This window comes from Salipiger mangrovisoli (assembly GCF_015223355.1).
GTDB classification, from domain to species: domain Bacteria; phylum Pseudomonadota; class Alphaproteobacteria; order Rhodobacterales; family Rhodobacteraceae; genus Salipiger; species Salipiger mangrovisoli.
Window position 1 is genome coordinate 1 of the sequence record NZ_JADFFK010000004.1, and the last position, 16,618, is coordinate 16,618.

Consider the following 16,618-nt stretch of genomic DNA (forward strand, 5'->3'; position numbering starts at 1 on the left):
CAAAACCAGACCAGTGCGCCCTAACTTCCGGCGCGCCCGCCTGCCCGTCTCTCGAAGTCTGTTCCGCCTCGTCTGCGTCAGCCCCGCGTTTCCGCTCGCCGCCGCCCCGTCTGGCGTCCCGTCGTGCGCCTCAGCGCCGCCGGTGAAGGGGCTTTTACGGAGAGTGCCGGGGGGCTGCAAGCGGATTTTCCGGGATGCGCGAAGGTTTTTTGAAAAAACTTACAATAGCGCCTGAAAACAACGCCTTACACCGGAGATTTTTTGCGCGTCCCCGCAGCGGAACGCGCTTTCCCCAGGGTCCGCGAACGGCCGCGAAACCCACATCTTGGGCCCTCCACAGAGTTATCAACAAGACGGTCCACAAAAGGCCCCGAGTCACCGGCCAGTCACAGGCGAGTCACAGGCGATCCAACCCCAAGCAGCGGGCGAGTCACCCCTGCGCTTCTGGCGTCTCAAAGGGGGGCGGCGCGGCGCGGGGCATCCGCCGAACGGCGCGGACGGGCCAAACGCAGGACGGGCGGCCGCTGCCGCGACCGCCCGTCCTGCGTCTCTTCATGCCATGGCGCCGCGACAGCTTGCGCCCTACCCGCCTGCCCGAACCGCGGCGGCATTCTCCGCCTCGATCGCGGCGGAGATATCCTCGGCCAGGTTCGACAGGTGCTGGTCCAGGGCGGCATCCACCGCCACTGGATCCCGCGCCCGCAGCGCCTCCATGATCGCCCCGTGGTGCGACACGACGCGCTCGCGGTTGCGCCGCATGGTGGCCGAGAGGAAGCGCGCGCGCCACAGCCGGGCGAGATAGGCATGGTGGGTCTCGGCCAGCGCCGCGTTATGCGCGGACTCGGCGATCAGCCGGTGAAAGGCCATGTCCATCTCGAAGAGGTCGAGTGCATCGACCTGGTCGTAGGCCTCGGCGATCTTCTCGTTGAGCTCGGCAAGCCGGGCGAGGTCCTGCTCGGTGGCGCGCTCGCAGGCGATCTGCGCCGAGAGCTTTTCCAGCGCCAGCAGCACGACGACCTGGTCGTGCACCTCCTTCACTGTCGGCCGGGCAACAATCGGGCTGCGCGAGGGGCGCAGCACCACCAGGCCTTCCTGTGCGAGAATACGGATCGCCTCGCGCATCGGCGTGCGGCTGACCCCCAGCTCGGCGGCATTGTCGCGCTCCTTGATCGCCGTGTCGGGCGGCAGCTTGCCGCGCAGGATGTCGCGGCGCAGCTGGGCGGCGATCTGCTCGGCCAAGGTGGGCTCGGCAGGGCTATCGGACATGGTTGGCCTCTCAGTCTCAGCCTTTGCGGCTCTTGTCATGCGCCCCGTGGTCGAAGCGGTGCGGTATATAGACCGAGGTCCCCGCTGAGGGGAAGGAGACCCGTGCTTTCCTCATCTGGTATACCAAAAATTGTTGATTGTCGATCCCACCCTGAGGTAGCCTCGATTCCAGATGGTATACCATCCGGCGCTGTGAGGGAGCGCCGCAACCGGGGGAAAACCCCAAGCTTCTGGGAGGAAGACATGAAAGTTAAGACTTTGCTGAAGGCTGCGACCGCGGCCACGGTGCTTGCTGGCCCGGCTCTGGCTCAGGACGTGACGCTGCGCATCCAGACGCATTACAACCCCGAGCAGACCTCGGGCAAACTTGCCGCAGAATTCGTCGATGACGTGGAGATGATGTCCGGCGGCGCGATCGACATCGAGATGTTCTACGCCTCCTCCGTGGTGGCCACAGTCGAGACCTTCGACGCGGCGGCCAACGGCATTCTCGACTGCGACATGACCGGCGGTGCCTACCAGACCGGCAAGAACGCCGGCTTCCAGTTCGTCGGCGACATCATGGGCGGCTATGACACGCCCTACCAGCAGCTGTCGTGGCTCTATTACGGCGGCGGTCTCGAGCAGGCGCAGGAACTGTACAACCAGTTCGGCATGCAGCTCATCGGCTGGTGGGTCTATGGCCAGGAATCGCTGGTCTCCTCGACCCCGATCACCGGCCCCGAAGACCTGAAGGACTGGAAGTTCCGCTCGCCGCCGGGGATGGAGACCGAGATCTTCGCCAACCTCGGCGCCTCGCCGATCGTGATGGACTTCACCGAGGTCTTCACCGCGATGGAGACCGGCATCATCGAGGGCACCGATTATTCGGGTCTGGCGAACGACGAATCCATCGGCCTGTTCGATCTGGCCAAGCACGCCACCTACCCCGGCTTCCACTCGATGCCGTCGGACCACCTCGCGTGCAACAAGACCGTCTGGGACGGCCTGTCGGACCAGAACAAGCGCATCATCGAAACCGCCATGGAAAAGCTGGCCCTGCGCTCGGCGCTCTACTTCGAGAAGGCCAACAACGAGGCCGCTGCCCGTCTGACTGAAGCCGGCGTCACGCTGCACGACTGGTCGGTCGAGGACCGCGCCACCTTCCGCAAGGCGGCACAGTCGGCCTGGGATGTCTGGGCCGAGAAGTCGCCGGAAGCCAAGGCGCTGGTCGAGAGCCACAAGGCGTACCTGGGCCAACTCGGCCTGATCTCTGCGGAATAAGGCGCGCCCGCGCCTGACCTGAAAAGGCCATGCGGCGGGCCCACGACCGGGCCCGCCGCTCCTGTCTCAGGAACCCTGTGACTCCTCCGAAAGGGTTAACCTATGTCCAATCAAAGCCTCTGGCTCGGCGCGCTGCGCGGACCTGTGCGGCTACTGGCGCTCGCCAGCACCGGGCTGGCGCTGGCGGTCTTCGCCTGGCTCGTCCTAAGCCAGTTCATCTCGGCCGAACCGATCGGCATGTACGAGATGCTGCGCCCCGAGGGCCGACCGCTGGTGTCGGTGATGCTCTGGGCGCTCTTTGCCGCCCTGCTCTTCGGCTCGATCTTCCTGTCAGACCGTCGCGGCTCGATCGAGATCGAACCCACCGGCCCGCTCGACATCCTGTCACTGGTGCTCTCTCGCCTGTCGATGATCGGCATCGTCGCCGTGGTGCTGGTGATGTTCTACGAGGTCGTGGCGCGCTACGTCTTCGAGAAGCCCACGCTCTGGGCCAACGAGCTGTCGCTGTGGATCGCCTCCTTCGTGTTCCTGCTTGCCGGGCTCTACGCCATGCAGCAGCGCAGCCACATCCGCATCTACATCATCTACGACATGTTCCCGCGCTGGATGCAGAAGCTGGCCGACGTCATTTCGGTCTCGCTGATCTGGGTGTTCTTCTTCTGCCTGCTCTGGGGTGGCTACAACGAGGCCATGCAGAAGCTTGGCCGGATGGAAACCTTCGGCACCGCCTGGGATCCGCCCCTGCCTGCGACGCTCAAGATCGGGCTCATCATCATCATCGGCCTCGTGGCCCTGCAGGCGCTGTCCAACCTCATCGCCGACTGGAACAAGGCCCCCGAACACCATTCGCCCGCGGACGAGATCGACGAAGTCGAGATCGAGAACATCCGTCGCACCCTGGAGGACTGACTTACATGGTGGATATCGGCACAATCAGCCTGATCCTGCTGCTGGCAATGTTCGCATTGCTGGCCATCGGGATGCCTCTGGGCTTCGCCTCCGCTTTCCTGGCAGTTGCGACACTTGTCATGAAATTCGGCCCCGACCTTCTTTTCGGGCGCTTTGGCATGGGACCCTTCGCGGTGCTCGGCCAGGCGGTCTACCGGCAGATGGTGAACTACGTTCTCATATCGGTGCCATTGTTCATATTCATGGCCTCGCTACTCGAACGCTCCGGCATCGCGCGGGACATGTACAGCTCGCTCAACGTGTGGCTGTCGCGCACCCGTGGCGGCATCGCCTTCGTGACCTCGATCATGGCCGTCATCATGGCCGCAATGTCGGGGATCATCGGCGGCGAGGTCGTGCTGCTGGGCCTCATCGCCCTGCCGCAGATGCTGCGTCTCGGCTACAACCAGAACCTCGCCATCGGCACGATCTGTGCCTCGGGCTCGCTCGGCACGATGATCCCGCCGTCGATCGTCCTGATCTTCTACGGCCTCGTCACCGAGACCTCGATCAAGGCGCTGTTCACCGCCTCCTTCCTGCCCGGCTTCATGCTGGCCTCGTTCTTCATGATCTACATCTTCGTCCGCACCCGGATGAACCCCGACGAGGCCCCCCTGCCCCCGGCAGACCCCAATGCCCCGGCGGGCGGTGAAAAGGCCCTCATGTTCCTCGGCTTCATCTCGCGCTTCGGCATGTGGATCGTGGCGGCGCTCACCCTGCGCGCGCTGTTCTTCACCGTGACCGGTGCCAACGTGGTGACCGAGGGCGTGGACCCGATCCCGCTCGGCATGGTCTCGGACATCCCGTGGCTCGTCGGCGCGCTGGTGATCTTTGCCATCGTGGTCTTCTTCATCGTCGGCCGTGAGCGCACCGCCGTCGGCTGGGAGATGGGCAAGGGCCTCATCGCCCCGACCGTGGTGATCGGCGTCGTGCTGGGCTCGATCTACGGCGGCATCACCGGCATCACCGAGGCCGCGGGCATGGGCGTCGTGGCGGTCTTCGTCATCGGCCTCATCCGCCGCGAGATGAGCTTCGAGGTGGTCTGGGATGCGGTCATGCGCACGCTCAAGTCCACCGGCACGATCATCTGGGTGACCATCGGCGCGGCAGCCCTCGCGGCGGCCTACACGCTGGCGGGCGGCCCGACCTACGTGGCCAACATGATCGTCGGCTCGGACCTGCCCACCATGGGGATCATCCTGGTGATGATGTTCATCTTCCTGATCATGGGGATGTTCATGGACTGGGTCGGCATCGTGCTGCTGATCATGCCGGTGTTCCTGCCGATCGTCATGCGCCTGCCCGCCGAAGAGATCGGCTGGCTCGGCCATGTGGACAGCAGCTACATCGGCATCTGGTTCGGCGTGGTCTTCTGCATGAACATGCAGGTCAGCTTCCTGTCGCCGCCCTTCGGCCCCGCGGCCTTCTACCTGAAGTCCGTCGCCCCGGCGCATATCTCGCTGACCGACATCTTCCGCGGCTTCCTGCCCTTCATCGGGCTGCAACTGCTGGCGCTTCTGGTGCTGCTGGCCTGGCCGCCGATCGTCACGCTGTTCCTGTAACGCGACCCCGAAGGGGCGGCCCGCGCCGCCCCTTCGCTTGACCCTCCCCGCAGGGAGGCAGAGAGTTCCCCCACGAGAGCCGCTGGCCCCTGTGCGCCGCCCCTCTCCACATCCGACACTCCCCAGCCGCTCCATGGAGCTGAAGCCAAGATGAAAACCGTCCGCCTTTCCGAACATGACAACGTCGTCACCGCAGTCGTCCCGCTGGAAGTGGGTGACGAGGGCGCGACCGCGCTGATCCCGCGCGGCCACAAGATGGCCACCCGCGACATCGCCAAGGGCGAGGCGGTGCGCAAATACGCCCAGATCATCGGCTATGCCGCCGAGGACATCCCGCAGGGCGCCCATATCCACACCCACAACCTCGAATTCCGCAACGTCGAAGCCGAGTACGAGTTCGGCACCAACCTGCACCCCGTCGCCCCCGCGGCGCAGCAGGACACGTTCATGGGCTACCGCCGCGCCACCGGCCGCGTCGGCACGCGCAACTACCTCGCGATCCTCACCTCGGTGAACTGCTCGGCCACCGCCGCGCGGATGATCGCCCAGCATTTCACCCCCGAGAAGCTCGCCGCCTATCCCAATGTCGACGGGGTGGTCGCCTTCGTGCACGGCACCGGCTGCGCCATGGGCGGCGACGGCACCGGCTTCGAGTTCCTGCAGCGCGTGCTCTGGGGCTATGCCCGCAACCCCAACATCGGCGGCGTGCTGATGGCGGGGCTCGGCTGCGAGGTCATGCAGATCGACTGGCTGGTGCAGGCCTACGGGCTCGAGCCCGGCCCGCTCTTCCAGAAGATGAACATCCAGGACGAGGGCGGGCTGCGCAAGACCGTCGAGCACGGCATCGCGCAGGTCGAGAAGATGCTGCCCGAGGTCAACAAGGCCACCCGCACCCCCTGCCCCGCCTCGGAACTGATGGTCGCCCTGCAATGCGGCGGCTCGGATGCCTGGTCGGGCATCACCGCCAACCCCGCCGTCGGCTACGCCTGCGACCTGCTGGTGGCGCAGGGCGGCACCGGCGTGCTGGCCGAGACGCCCGAGATCTACGGCGCCGAACACCTGCTCACCGCCCGCGCCGCGACGCCGGAAGTGGGCCACAAGCTGATCGACCTGATCCACTGGTGGGAGGATTACACCGAGCGCAACCGCGGCTCGATGGACAACAACCCCTCGCCGGGCAACAAGAAGGGCGGTCTGACCACCATCCTCGAAAAATCCCTCGGCGCGGCGGCCAAGGGCGGCACCACGCCGCTCAACGGTGTCTACAAGTACGCCGAGCAGGTCACCGCGAAGGGCTTCACCTTCATGGACAGCCCCGGCTACGACCCTGCGTCGGTCACTGGCCAGATCGCCTCGGGCTGCAACCTCGTGTGCTTCACCACCGGCCGCGGCTCGGCCTTCGGCGCCAAGCCCAGCCCCTCGATGAAGGTCGCCTCGAACAACGAGCTCTACCAGCGCCAGACCGAGGACATGGACGTCAACGCCGGGCGCATTCTCACCGAGGGCGCGACGGTCGAGGAGGTCGGCCGCGAGATCTACGAGATGTGGCTGCGCATGGCCTCGGGCGAGCAGAGCAAATCCGAAGCGCTGGGGCTTGGCGACTACGAGTTCGTGCCCTGGCAGGTCGGCGCGGTGATGTGACCGCCGCGCCTTCCTCTCCACACAGGAAGGACAAGACATGAGCAAGCCCAGTATCGGGTTCATCGGGCTCGGCCTCATGGGCCGGGCCATGGTCGAATGCCTGCAGACGGCGGGCTACGACGTGACCGTCCTCGGCAACCGCGACCGCAGCGGTGTCGAGGAGGCGCTGGCCCGCGGCGGCAGCGAGGCCCCCTCGGCCCGCGCGCTGGCCGAGACGAGCGACATCGTGATGCTCTGCGTCGGCACCTCCGAGCAGGTCGAGAGCCGCATCTTCGGCGAGGACGGCGTGCTGGCCGGCACAAGGGAGGGCCAGATCGTCATCGACTTCGGCACCTCCCTGCCCGGCTCGACCAAGCGCATCGGCGCCGAACTGGCCGAGAAGGGCGCCACTTATCTCGACGCACCGCTGGGCCGGACGCCCGCCCACGCCAAGGAAGGCAAGCTCAACATCATGTGCGCCGGGGACGAGACGGCCTACGCGCAGGTCAAGCCGGTGCTCGACGTGCTAGGCGAGAACGTCTTCCACCTCGGCCCGCTCGGCGCGGGCCATACGATCAAGCTGATCAACAACTTCTTCGCCATGACCACCGCCATGGCCATGTCCGAGGCCTTTGCCATGGCCGATGCCGCGGGCGTGCCGCGCGACAAGCTCTACGGCGTGCTCGCGGCGGGGCCGAACCATTCCGGCATGATGGATTTCGTGAAGAGCTGGGCAATGGACGGCAAGATCGACCTCGCCTTCTCGGTGGACAACGCCGCCAAGGACGTGGGCTACTACCGCGCCATGGCCGAGGAGCTGGGGGCGCAATCGCGCATGTCCGGCTGTGCATCGGAAACGCTGGCCGAGGCCTTGCGGAACGGCTTCGCCGGGCACATGGTGCCGGAAATGGTCGACTACCTCTCCAAGCACCTGAAAGGCTGAGTTTATGTCCCTCCTCCCGGCGCGGACGCGCTGAGCCATGGCGATTGCCCCCCGCGAAGACCGGACGGCTTTTGGCCTGACGCTGATGGCGCTTGCCGTGCTCGGCTTCACCTGCATCGACACCTCGGCCAAATGGCTGCTGCAGCACGGGCAGCCGGCGTTGCAGGTGGTCTGGTGCCGCTACGCCGGTCACCTCGTGCTGGTGCTGCTGACCTTCCTGCCGCGCGAGGGGGTGGCGCTGTTCCGCACGGCGCATCCCTGGAAACAGACGATGCGCGCCGCCGGGCTCTTCGGCAGCACCATGCTGAACTTCCTCGCGCTGGCCTACCTGCCGATCACCGTGACCACCACGATCATGTTCGCCGGCCCCATCGTGGTGACCCTGCTGGCGATCCCGATGCTGGGCGAGAAGGTCGGCCCGCACCGCATCGGCGCGGTCTGCGTGGGCTTCCTGGGCGTGCTGGTGGTGATGCAACCCTGGGGGGCCGAGTTTCACCCGGCGATGCTGCTGTCGATGGGCGCGCTCTGCTGCGCAGCGCTCTATTTCATCCTGACCCGGCAGCTGGCGGGCAAGGAGAGCAACGCCACCTCGCAGGTCTGGGGCGGTGCCTTGCCGACGCTGCTGCTGGCACCCTTCGTGCTGCCGCACTGGCAGGTGCCGGAAACCACCGGCACCAGCGTCGTGCTGGTGATCATCGGCATCTTCGGAGCGGTGTCGCACATGCTGGCGACAGCGGCGCACCGCTATGCCGACGCCTCGGTGCTGGCCCCGATGGTCTACCTGCAGCTGATGAGCGCGGCAGCGGCAGGGCTGCTGATCTTCGGCAGCTGGCCGACGGTCTGGACGCTGCTCGGGGCGCTGATCATCATCGGCGCGGGGCTCTACATCTGGCACCGCGAACGGCGGCGCGGGGTGCCCCATTCGAAGATCACCCCCCGGCTCTGAGGGGGCCGACAGGGGGCTCCGCCCCCGCCCTGCGGGCTCCCCCGGCGTAGTTTCAAAGAGAAGAACCGCAGCCTCGGGCCGCCTCGGGCCCGTTCAGGTCGTCTCAGGCGGCGTAATAGGCGCGATACCAGTCGACGAAGCGGCGCACGCCCTCGGTCACCGGGGTGTATTGCGACTCGCCCGCGAGCTGCGCAAGCAGCGCCGTGTCGGCCCAGGTGGCGGGCACGTCGCCAGGCTGCATCGGCATCAGGTTGCGCTTGGCAGGCAGCCCGGTGGCCGCCTCGATCGCCTCGATGAACGCGCCGAGCTTGACCGGGCTGCCATTGCCGATATTGACCACGCGCCAGGGCGCGACGGGAGAGAGGCTGTCCTCGGGGCCGGTCGGCGCGCCGCGCTGCGGCGCCGCGGGGGCGAGCCGGAGCAGCGCCGCCACCAGGTCCTCGACGTAGGTGAAGTCGCGCATCATGTCACCGTGGTTGTAGACGTCGATCGGCGCGCCGCCGAGGATCGCCTTGGTGAACTTGAAAAGCGCCATGTCCGGACGGCCCCAGGGACCGTAGACGGTGAAGAAGCGGAACATGGTGACCGGCAGGTCGTAGAGATGCGCGTAGCTGTGCGCCATGTTCTCGGTGGCCTTCTTCGTCGCCGCGTAGAAGGACATCTGGTGGTCGGTCTTCATCGTCTCGCGATAGGGCATCTCGGTGTTCGAGCCGTAGGCCGAGGAGGTCGAGGCGATCAGCATGTGCTTCGGCGGGTAGGCCCGCGCCGCCTCGAGCAGCTCGAAGGTGCCGATGATGTTGCTGTCGAGATAGTCGCGCGGCTTCTCGATGGAATGGCGCACGCCGGCCTGCGCGGCGAGGTGGTAGACATAGTCGAAGCGATGCGCGTCGAAAAGGTCGATCAGCACACCGCGCGTCTCGACCCGTTCCTCGACGAAGGTGAAGCCCGCGCCTTCGAGCTGCGCCAGGCGGGCGCGCTTGAGCGCCGTGTCGTAATAGTCGGTCACCGCGTCGAGGCCGACGACCTCGTGCCCGTCCTCGAGCAAGCGCTTGCACAGGTGGAAACCGATAAAGCCGGCGGCGCCGGTCACGAGAGTCTTGGGCATCAGGGGCCGCCTCATCCTTCTGGTGCGTCCCCGATAGGACAGAGCCCGCCGATTGTAAATCGCCGGGGCTCCTGCTGGTTCAGCCGCGCCCGATATACGGCATGCCCGGCGCCATCACGGTGACGAACTGCACGTTCGCATCGAGCGGCAGCGTCGCCATGTGCAGCACCGTGCTGGCGACATGGGCGGCATCCATCACCGGCTCGACGGCAATCGAGCCATCGGCCTGCGGCACGCCCTGGGTCATCGCCTGCGCCATGTCGGTCAGCGCGTTGCCGATATCGATCTGGCCGCAGGCGATGTTGAACGCCCGCCCGTCCAGCGACAGCGAGCGCGTCAGCCCGGTGACCGCATGTTTCGAGGTGGTGTAGGGCGACGAACCCCAGCGCGGCACATGCGCCGAGACCGAGCCATTGTTGATGATCCGCCCGCCCTGCGGGTCCTGCCGGCGCATCCGGCCGAAGGCGGCGCGGGCGCAGAGGAACACCCCGGTGATGTTGATGGACGAGAGCTTCAGCCAGTCCTCGGCCGGGATCTCGTCGATCATCGCGCCCTTGAGCCCGACGCCGGCGTTGTTGAACAGCGCGTCGATGCGGCCCCACTCGGCCATCGCCTTGTCGAAGCCGGCCTCGACCGACTCGGGGTCCGCCACGTCGAAGGGCAGAACGAGCGCATTGGGGTGGCCGTCCGCCGTCTCTTCCAGCGGCGCTTCGCGGCGACCGACCAGGCCGACCTTCCAGCCCGCGTCGAGAAAGGCCTTCGCGGTCAGCCGGCCGATGCCGCTGCCGGCACCGGTGATGATGATGCTCTGCATGAATTTCCTCCCAAGGAAACGGCGCGGGCGTTGGTCTCGCCCGCGCCGGAAAAGCTTCGTGTCAGTGGTTGTCGCGCGGCAGGCTGCGGGCGACCTTCTGGTAGGCGGTCGCCAGCTCGAGGCAGCCGCCATCCGACAGCTGACCCACATGCTTGCGGTAAATCTCCTGCCAGGGGGTCTGGTGCACCAGCTCGGGCGCGGTCCACTCGGCCTTGCGCTTCTCCCATTCGGCATCCGCGACCAGCGCGTTCATCGTGCTGGCATTGAGATCGAGCCGCACCCGGTCGCCGGTCTGCAGGAAGGCGAGCCCACCCCCGACCACCGCCTCGGGCGAGGCGTTGAGGATCGAGGGGCTTTCCGAGGTGCCGGACTGGCGCCCGTCGCCGACCGTCGGCATGTGCGTGATGCCCTGCCGGATCAGCGCATCCGGTGGCTGCATGTTCACGACCTCGGCCGAGCCGGGATAGCCGACGCAGCCGACGTTGCGGATGAACAGGATGCAGTGCTCGTCGATCTCGAGCGCCGGATCGTTGATCCGGTCGTGGTAATCCTCCGGCCCCTCGAAGACGATGGCGCGGGCTTCGAGGATGCCCTCCCTGCCCGGCTCCGACAGGAAGCGCTTCTGGAAGTCGGCGGAGATCACCGAGGTCTTCATCAGCGCAGAGTCGAAGAGGTTGCCCGAGAGCACCTTGAACCCGGCGTTCTGGCGCATCGGCGCGTCGTAGGTCTTGATCACGTCGGTGTCCTGGCTGCCCAGCCCGGTGACGTTCTCGCCCATGGTCTTGCCGGTGGCGGTCATCGCGCCCTCGTGGATGCGGCCGGCCTTGCGCAGCTCTTCCATCACCGCGGGAACGCCGCCGGCGCGGAAGAAGCTCTCGCCGAGGTATTCACCGGCGGGCTGCATGTTGACCAGCAGCGGCACGTCGAAGCCGATGGTCTCCCAGTCCTTGACGTTCAGCTCGACCCCTGCATGACGGGCCACCGCCTGCAGATGCGGCGGGGCATTGGTCGAGCCGCCGATGGCGCCGTTGACGACGATGGCGTTCTCGAAGGCCTCGCGGGTCAGGATGTCCGAGGGCTTGAGGTCCTCGTAGACCATCTCGACGATGCGCTTGCCGGTCTGATAGGCCATGGCCATGCGCTCGCGGAACGGCGCCGGGATCGCGGAGTTGCCGGTGAGCGACATGCCGAGCGCCTCGGCCATGGCGTTCATCGTCGAAGCGGTGCCCATGGTGTTGCAGTGCCCCAGCGAGGGCGCCGAGGAGCAGACCCGCGACATGAACTCGTCGTAGTCGATCTTGCCCTCGGAAAGCAGCCGACGCGATTCCCAGACGATGGTGCCCGAGCCGGCGCGCTTGCCCTTCCACCAGCCATCCAGCATCGGCCCGCCGTTGAGCGCGATGGCCGGGATGTCGACCGTGGCCGCGCCCATCAGCATCGCCGGGGTGGTCTTGTCGCAGCCGGTGGTCAGCACCACGCCGTCGAGCGGGTAGCCGTGCAGCACCTCGACGAGACCGAGGTAGCTGAGGTTGCGGTCGAGCGCCGCGGTGGGGCGCTTGCCGGTTTCCTGGATCGGGTGCACCGGGAATTCCATCGGGATACCGCCCGCCTCGCGGATGCCCGCCTTGATCCGGTCCATCAGGAAGACGTGGATCTTGTTGCAGGGCGCGATGTCCGAGCCGCTGTTGGCGATGCCGATGATCGGCTTCTCCGCCTGCAGCTCGTCACGGGTGTATTCCTGGTTCTGATAGCGCTCGATATAGAGCGCGGTCATGCCGGGATTGTTGGGGTTGTCGAACCACTCCTGCGAGCGGAACCGTTTGTTGGCGCGTGTGTCGGACACGGGTAGCTTCCTCTCCTTGACGCGCCTCCCCGCGCGCCTTCCTCAGGCGCGCCGCGTGACGCGCTCGTTCTTGCAGCAGCTTCCCAATTTGGTATACCAAATGCAAGAGCAATCATGGGAGGAGGGCGCGAAGATGCGTGAAATTTCGCTCGCCGTCTGGCTATTTCCGCGCATTTTCAGAGCGATGCGTATTTCATGTGGCGACGTTCTGAAGGCACGCGCATGACACGCAAAGCGTTCTGGCAGGGCTACCGCGACTGCGCGCCCTTCATCGCGGTCGTCGTGCCCTTCTCGCTGCTCTTCGGAGTCGTCGCGCGCGACGCCGGGCTCGACCTGCTGCAGGTGATGGCGATGGCGGTGCTGGTCATCGCGGGGGCCTCGCAGTTCACCGCCTTGGCGCTCCTCCAGGAGCACGCACCGGTTTTCATCGCGCTCATCGCGGCGCTGGCAGTCAACCTGCGCATGGCGCTCTACTCGGCGGCGCTGGTGCCGCACGTGGGCCACGCGCGGCTGGGGATCCGGGCCCTGATGGCCTATCTGATGGTCGATCAGGCCTACGCGGTCGCGGTGAAGACCTACGAGGAAAAGCCCGGCATGAGTCGCGCGGAGAAGGTCGCCTACTACTTCGGTGTCATGGCGCTGATCTGCCCCTTCTGGTACGGCTGCACGCTGATCGGCGCGCTTGTGGGCACGGCGATCCCGACCTCGCTCCAGCTCGATTTCGCCGCCCCCGTCTGCTTCATCGCGATCGCCGCGCCGCTCTTGCGCTCGCTGCCACACATGCTGGCGGCGGCGGTCTCGGTGGGCTGCGCAATCCTCTTCGCAGGTTTCCCGGCGGGGCTTGGCCTCATCGCCGCGGCGCTGGTGGCAATGCTGGTCGGCGCGCAGGCCGAACTTGCGCTGCGCCGCCGCGCGGCCCGGCGCGAGGCGGAGGGCCGGGCATGATCGACGACGCAACCTTCTGGACACTGACGGTCCTGCTGGGCATCGGCACCTTCCTCATCCGCTTTTCGTTCCTCGGCTTCTTCGGGCGCAGGCAACTGCCCGACTGGGTCGTGCTGCATTTGAAATACGTGGGCGTCGGGGTGTTGCCCGCCATGGTGACACCCTTGGTGCTCTGGCCGCAGGCCACCGGCGGCGAGACCGACCCCGCCCGCGTCATCGCGGCGCTGGTCACCTTCCTCGTGGCGCTGCGACTGTCGGTCACCGGCGCGCTGCTGGCGGGGATGGGCACGCTCTATCTGATGCAGGCGCTGCTCTGAGGCACCCCTGAAAAAGGTGAGGGCCGGTCTCCTCCTCCGAGACCGGCCCCCTGCGAGGCTCCGCCGGTTGCGAGGGCGGCGGGCCCCGCAATCCGTCAGGCGAAGGCGCTCTTGGCCCCCGCCGATTGCTGCATGCGGAAGATCGAGCCGGTGTCCGGCGCCGGCGGCAGCGGCATGGTGACCGGCACCGATTCGAGCCGCGGCGTCAGGCAGGGCTCGCCGGTGATCGTCCGGCTCTGAAGATCGTCCCAGAACCTCTTCTGCCCGAGCGCATGGAAATACGAATTGCTGCCGAGGATCGGCCAGGCGTCGGCCTTGGCGATCTCGTAGAACAGCAGCAGCCGCGCCCGGTCCGACACGTTTGGTGCCGAGCCGTGCAGGATGCGCGCGTGATGCACCGTCATGCTGCCCGCCTTGCCCGTCAGCGTCACCGCCCTGTCGCGTTCGAAGAGCGGATCCTCGGGGTTGATCGCCCCGGCGAAGACGCCATTGGCCATGTGGCTCAGAATCGGCCCCTTGTGGGTGCCGGGGATCACCATGAGAGGGCCGGTGTCCTCGTCAACGTCCTCGAGCATGATCCCGAAGGCCAGAAGGTCGTCGTTGGTATGCGGGTAGAAGGCCCAGTCCTGGTGCCATTCCACCGCCGCGCCGCCACCCGGTGCCTTGGTGTTCAGCTTCGAGGTCAGGATCGTCGTGTCCGGCCCCAGCAGGTCGTTCAGCACTTCGGTCACCCGCGAGCCGCGCAGGAGGTCCCAGAAATACGGGTCCTGCTTGTGCGGCAGCTTGATCCGCGTGAGCTTCGGCTGCGCCTCCGAATGCCCCTTGTCGAGGTCGTAGACCTCGTTGCTCTCGGTCACCCCGCGCGAGCTTTCGATCAGCCCGTAGGTGATCTCCCGCAGCCGCGCCAGCTCCTCCGGGCGCAGCACGTCCTCGACCATGAGGTAGCCGTTTTCGTCGTAAAATGCCTTCTGGTCAGCCGTCAGCATCGCTTCTCCTCCATCGCGACTCACGAACCTGCGATTCTATGGTATCGATACCATACTTTCATGGTATCGATACCATCAGTTATGCGAAGGCGCAACGACGGCAGGCGGGCAGAACATGGCAGACGGCAGGAAATGGGTGACGATGGGCGATGTGGCGCAGCGTGCGGGGGTCGGCACGATCACCGTCAGCCGCGCGCTGCGCACGCCGGGCAAGGTGCGCCCCGAGACGCTGCGCAAGGTGCGCGCGGCGGTGGACGAGCTGGGCTACGTGCTCGACGAGACGGCGGGGGCGCTCAGCTCGCAGCGCTCGCGGGTGGTGGCGGCGCTTGTCTCGACGCTCGAGGAGCCGGTATTCGCCGCGACGATCCGGGGCCTCACCGAGGGGCTGGCGGAGGCCGGGCTGCAGCTCATGCTCTCGACCACGCAATACGACCCCGAGACCGAGGCGGCGCTGATCCCCACACTGCTCGGACGCCGCCCCGAGGCGCTGGTGCTGACCTCGGACCGGCACACCGACTCCGCCCGCGCGCTGCTCTCGCGCGCCGGGATCCCGGTGCTGGAACTCTGGGGGCTGCCGGATGAGCCGGTGCACGCGGCGGTCGGGTTTTCCAACCGCGCGGGCGGGGCGGCGATCACCCGGCACATGGTCGAGACCGGGCGGCGGCGGGTCGCCTTCCTCGGGCTCGACCGGCCGCATGACACGCGCGCCAAGCTGCGGCTCGAGGGCTACCGCGACTGCGTCGGCCAGCTGGCAGGCGAGCGGATCGTGGCGCTGCCGCCCGCGCCGGATCGCAGCGGCCCCGACATGGGCGCCGCCGGTCTGGCCGAGATCCTGCGGCGCTGGCCCGACACCGAGGCGGTGGTCTGCGTCAGCGACATGCTGGCGAGCGGCGCGCTCTGCGAGGCCTGGCGGCGCGGCATCGACGTGCCGGGGCGGCTGGCGATCTCGGGTTTCGGCGATTTCGACATGGCCGGCGTCTCGGCGCTGGCGCTGACCACGATCCGCATCGACGGTGCCGCCATCGGCCGCCGCGCCGCAGAGCTGATCCTTTCGGGCGACTTGCCGATGGGGCTGCGCGAGGACATGGGCTTCACGCTGGTCCGGCGCGCGACGACCTGAGGTGGCCAGCGCGGATCACTCCGCGCCCTTGCGCACCTCCTCGGCCAGATCGATCCCGCCCATCTCGGCGATCCGGTCCGACAGGCTCGGCACGTAGTCGGCACCGTGCCCGGTCGCCTCGGCGGTGGCGAAATAGTGCCGCGTCGCGCTGGCGATCAACGCCGGAGCGCCGACCTTGGCGGCCATGGCATTGGCGTAGCGCACGTCCTTGCCGCCGTTGAAGATGCTGAACTTATGCGCCTCCATGTCCCGATCCACCGCGTAGCGCATGAAAGTGTCGAAGAAGCCGTTGCCGAGGCGGCTCGAGCCGATCACCTGCCTGACGGTCTGCGGCGAGATGCCGGACTTGGCCGCCAGCACCGTCGCCTCGGCGTAGAGCGCGGCGTAGCTCATCGAGATGAGGTTCATCACCAGCTTCATCTTGTGGCCCGCGCCGACCCCGCCGACGCGGTTGATGTTGCCCGCCCAGCATTCGATCACCGGGCGCACCTTCTCGAAGGTTTCGTCATCGGCGCCGACCATCGCGTCGAGCGCCCCTTCCTCGGCCTCCTTCGGCGTGCGCCCAAGCGGCGCATCGACCATCGCCCCACCCTTTTCGGCCAGTTCGGCCGCCAGTGCCTCGGTCGAAGCCGGGTCAGCCGTGGAGCAGTCGACCACGATCAGGCCGGGCCGCGCACCGGCGAGGATGCCATCCTCGCCGCGCATCACCGACTCGACCTGCGGCGAGTTCGACAGGCACAGGTGGATGATGTCGCAGGTCTCGGCCATTGCCTTGGGCGAGGCCGCCTCCTGCGCCCCCCGCCCCAGCAAATCCTCGACCGGCGCGCGGTCGCGGTTGCCCTTCACCCAGAGCGGGTAACCGCCCTTTAGGATGTTCTTTGCCATGCCGTGGCCCATCAGGCCGACGCCGATGAAGCCCACTACGGGTGTGTCGCCCATG

14 protein-coding genes and 1 pseudogene are annotated in these 16,618 nt (G+C 67.1%); 9 read left to right on the plus strand and 6 right to left on the minus strand.

What is annotated here, in order from left to right; translation table 11 throughout:
- Positions 1-582: 582 nt before the first annotated feature.
- Positions 583-1,266 (minus strand): GntR family transcriptional regulator, encoded by a 684-nt coding sequence (locus tag IQ782_RS06440; protein WP_194133809.1) that lies wholly within the window; start codon positions 1,264-1,266, stop codon positions 583-585.
- 243 nt (positions 1,267-1,509) lie between these two features.
- Here IQ782_RS06440 and IQ782_RS06445 point away from each other — a divergent pair, with 243 nt between their 5' ends.
- From IQ782_RS06445 to IQ782_RS06470, 6 genes and pseudogenes are all read left to right on the plus strand, one after another.
- The gene (locus tag IQ782_RS06445) at positions 1,510-2,529 is read left to right on the plus strand and encodes a TRAP transporter substrate-binding protein (RefSeq protein WP_194133810.1); all 1,020 of its coding nucleotides are present in this window, start codon (positions 1,510-1,512) and stop codon (positions 2,527-2,529) included.
- Between the two features lie 102 nt (positions 2,530-2,631).
- Positions 2,632-3,438: a TRAP transporter small permease subunit gene (locus tag IQ782_RS06450; RefSeq protein WP_194133811.1), complete on the plus strand. Its 807-nt coding sequence runs from the start codon at positions 2,632-2,634 to the stop codon at positions 3,436-3,438.
- Positions 3,439-3,443: 5 nt separating this feature from the next.
- Positions 3,444-5,039 (plus strand): TRAP transporter large permease, encoded by a 1,596-nt coding sequence (locus tag IQ782_RS06455; protein ID WP_194133812.1) that lies wholly within the window; start codon positions 3,444-3,446, stop codon positions 5,037-5,039.
- A gap of 150 nt (positions 5,040-5,189) precedes the next feature.
- Positions 5,190-6,680 (plus strand): UxaA family hydrolase, encoded by a 1,491-nt coding sequence (locus IQ782_RS06460; RefSeq protein WP_194133813.1) that lies wholly within the window; start codon positions 5,190-5,192, stop codon positions 6,678-6,680.
- Positions 6,681-6,714: 34 nt separating this feature from the next.
- Positions 6,715-7,602, plus strand: a pseudogene (locus IQ782_RS06465) (NAD(P)-dependent oxidoreductase); the annotation flags it as partial.
- Positions 7,603-7,639: 37 nt separating this feature from the next.
- A complete protein-coding gene (locus IQ782_RS06470; RefSeq protein WP_194133815.1) occupies positions 7,640-8,548 on the plus strand; it encodes a DMT family transporter in 909 nt (302 codons plus the stop codon).
- A gap of 103 nt (positions 8,549-8,651) precedes the next feature.
- Here IQ782_RS06470 and IQ782_RS06475 read toward each other — a convergent pair whose 3' ends face one another.
- From IQ782_RS06475 to IQ782_RS06485, 3 genes are all read right to left on the minus strand, one after another.
- Positions 8,652-9,653, minus strand: a complete 1,002-nt coding sequence (locus tag IQ782_RS06475; RefSeq protein ID WP_194133816.1) for an SDR family NAD(P)-dependent oxidoreductase — start codon at positions 9,651-9,653, stop codon at positions 8,652-8,654.
- Positions 9,654-9,732: 79 nt separating this feature from the next.
- On the minus strand, positions 9,733-10,467 hold the full coding sequence (locus tag IQ782_RS06480) for an SDR family oxidoreductase (protein WP_194133817.1): 735 nt from the start codon (positions 10,465-10,467) through the stop codon (positions 9,733-9,735).
- Positions 10,468-10,528: 61 nt separating this feature from the next.
- Positions 10,529-12,310: a dihydroxy-acid dehydratase gene (locus IQ782_RS06485; protein ID WP_194133818.1), complete on the minus strand. Its 1,782-nt coding sequence runs from the start codon at positions 12,308-12,310 to the stop codon at positions 10,529-10,531.
- Positions 12,311-12,532: 222 nt separating this feature from the next.
- On the opposite strand from IQ782_RS06485, the gene IQ782_RS06490 reads away from it, so the two are divergent.
- Positions 12,533-13,255: an AzlC family ABC transporter permease gene (locus IQ782_RS06490; protein ID WP_194133819.1), complete on the plus strand. Its 723-nt coding sequence runs from the start codon at positions 12,533-12,535 to the stop codon at positions 13,253-13,255.
- A complete protein-coding gene (locus tag IQ782_RS06495; RefSeq protein ID WP_194133820.1) occupies positions 13,252-13,572 on the plus strand; it encodes an AzlD domain-containing protein in 321 nt (106 codons plus the stop codon). The genes IQ782_RS06490 and IQ782_RS06495 overlap by 4 nt, the downstream gene beginning before the upstream one ends.
- Before the next feature lie 95 nt (positions 13,573-13,667).
- On the opposite strand, the gene IQ782_RS06500 is transcribed toward IQ782_RS06495, so the two are convergent.
- On the minus strand, positions 13,668-14,558 hold the full coding sequence (locus IQ782_RS06500) for a phytanoyl-CoA dioxygenase family protein (RefSeq protein ID WP_194133821.1): 891 nt from the start codon (positions 14,556-14,558) through the stop codon (positions 13,668-13,670).
- Positions 14,559-14,673: 115 nt separating this feature from the next.
- On the opposite strand from IQ782_RS06500, the gene IQ782_RS06505 reads away from it, so the two are divergent.
- Positions 14,674-15,678, plus strand: coding sequence for a LacI family DNA-binding transcriptional regulator (locus tag IQ782_RS06505; protein ID WP_194133822.1), 1,005 nt, complete (start codon positions 14,674-14,676; stop codon positions 15,676-15,678).
- Positions 15,679-15,693: 15 nt separating this feature from the next.
- On the opposite strand, the gene IQ782_RS06510 is transcribed toward IQ782_RS06505, so the two are convergent.
- On the minus strand, positions 15,694-16,617 hold the full coding sequence (locus tag IQ782_RS06510) for an NAD(P)-dependent oxidoreductase (protein WP_194133823.1): 924 nt from the start codon (positions 16,615-16,617) through the stop codon (positions 15,694-15,696).
- Position 16,618 lies beyond the last annotated feature (1 nt).

What these genes read in the sequence shown, in the direction of transcription:
- IQ782_RS06510 (WP_194133823.1), bottom strand. Translation starts at nt 16,617, where the DNA reads ATGGGCGACACACCCGTAGTGGGCTTCATCGGCGTCGGCCTGATGGGC.
- IQ782_RS06455 (WP_194133812.1), top strand. Translation starts at nt 3,444, where the DNA reads ATGGTGGATATCGGCACAATCAGCCTGATCCTGCTGCTGGCAATGTTC.
- IQ782_RS06460 (WP_194133813.1), top strand. Translation starts at nt 5,190, where the DNA reads ATGAAAACCGTCCGCCTTTCCGAACATGACAACGTCGTCACCGCAGTC.
- IQ782_RS06500 (WP_194133821.1), bottom strand. Translation starts at nt 14,558, where the DNA reads ATGCTGACGGCTGACCAGAAGGCATTTTACGACGAAAACGGCTACCTC.
- IQ782_RS06450 (WP_194133811.1), top strand. Translation starts at nt 2,632, where the DNA reads ATGTCCAATCAAAGCCTCTGGCTCGGCGCGCTGCGCGGACCTGTGCGG.
- IQ782_RS06495 (WP_194133820.1), top strand. Translation starts at nt 13,252, where the DNA reads ATGATCGACGACGCAACCTTCTGGACACTGACGGTCCTGCTGGGCATC.
- IQ782_RS06440 (WP_194133809.1), bottom strand. Translation starts at nt 1,266, where the DNA reads ATGTCCGATAGCCCTGCCGAGCCCACCTTGGCCGAGCAGATCGCCGCC.
- IQ782_RS06445 (WP_194133810.1), top strand. Translation starts at nt 1,510, where the DNA reads ATGAAAGTTAAGACTTTGCTGAAGGCTGCGACCGCGGCCACGGTGCTT.
- IQ782_RS06470 (WP_194133815.1), top strand. Translation starts at nt 7,640, where the DNA reads ATGGCGATTGCCCCCCGCGAAGACCGGACGGCTTTTGGCCTGACGCTG.
- IQ782_RS06505 (WP_194133822.1), top strand. Translation starts at nt 14,674, where the DNA reads ATGGCAGACGGCAGGAAATGGGTGACGATGGGCGATGTGGCGCAGCGT.
- IQ782_RS06475 (WP_194133816.1), bottom strand. Translation starts at nt 9,653, where the DNA reads ATGCCCAAGACTCTCGTGACCGGCGCCGCCGGCTTTATCGGTTTCCAC.
- IQ782_RS06490 (WP_194133819.1), top strand. Translation starts at nt 12,533, where the DNA reads ATGACACGCAAAGCGTTCTGGCAGGGCTACCGCGACTGCGCGCCCTTC.
- IQ782_RS06480 (WP_194133817.1), bottom strand. Translation starts at nt 10,467, where the DNA reads ATGCAGAGCATCATCATCACCGGTGCCGGCAGCGGCATCGGCCGGCTG.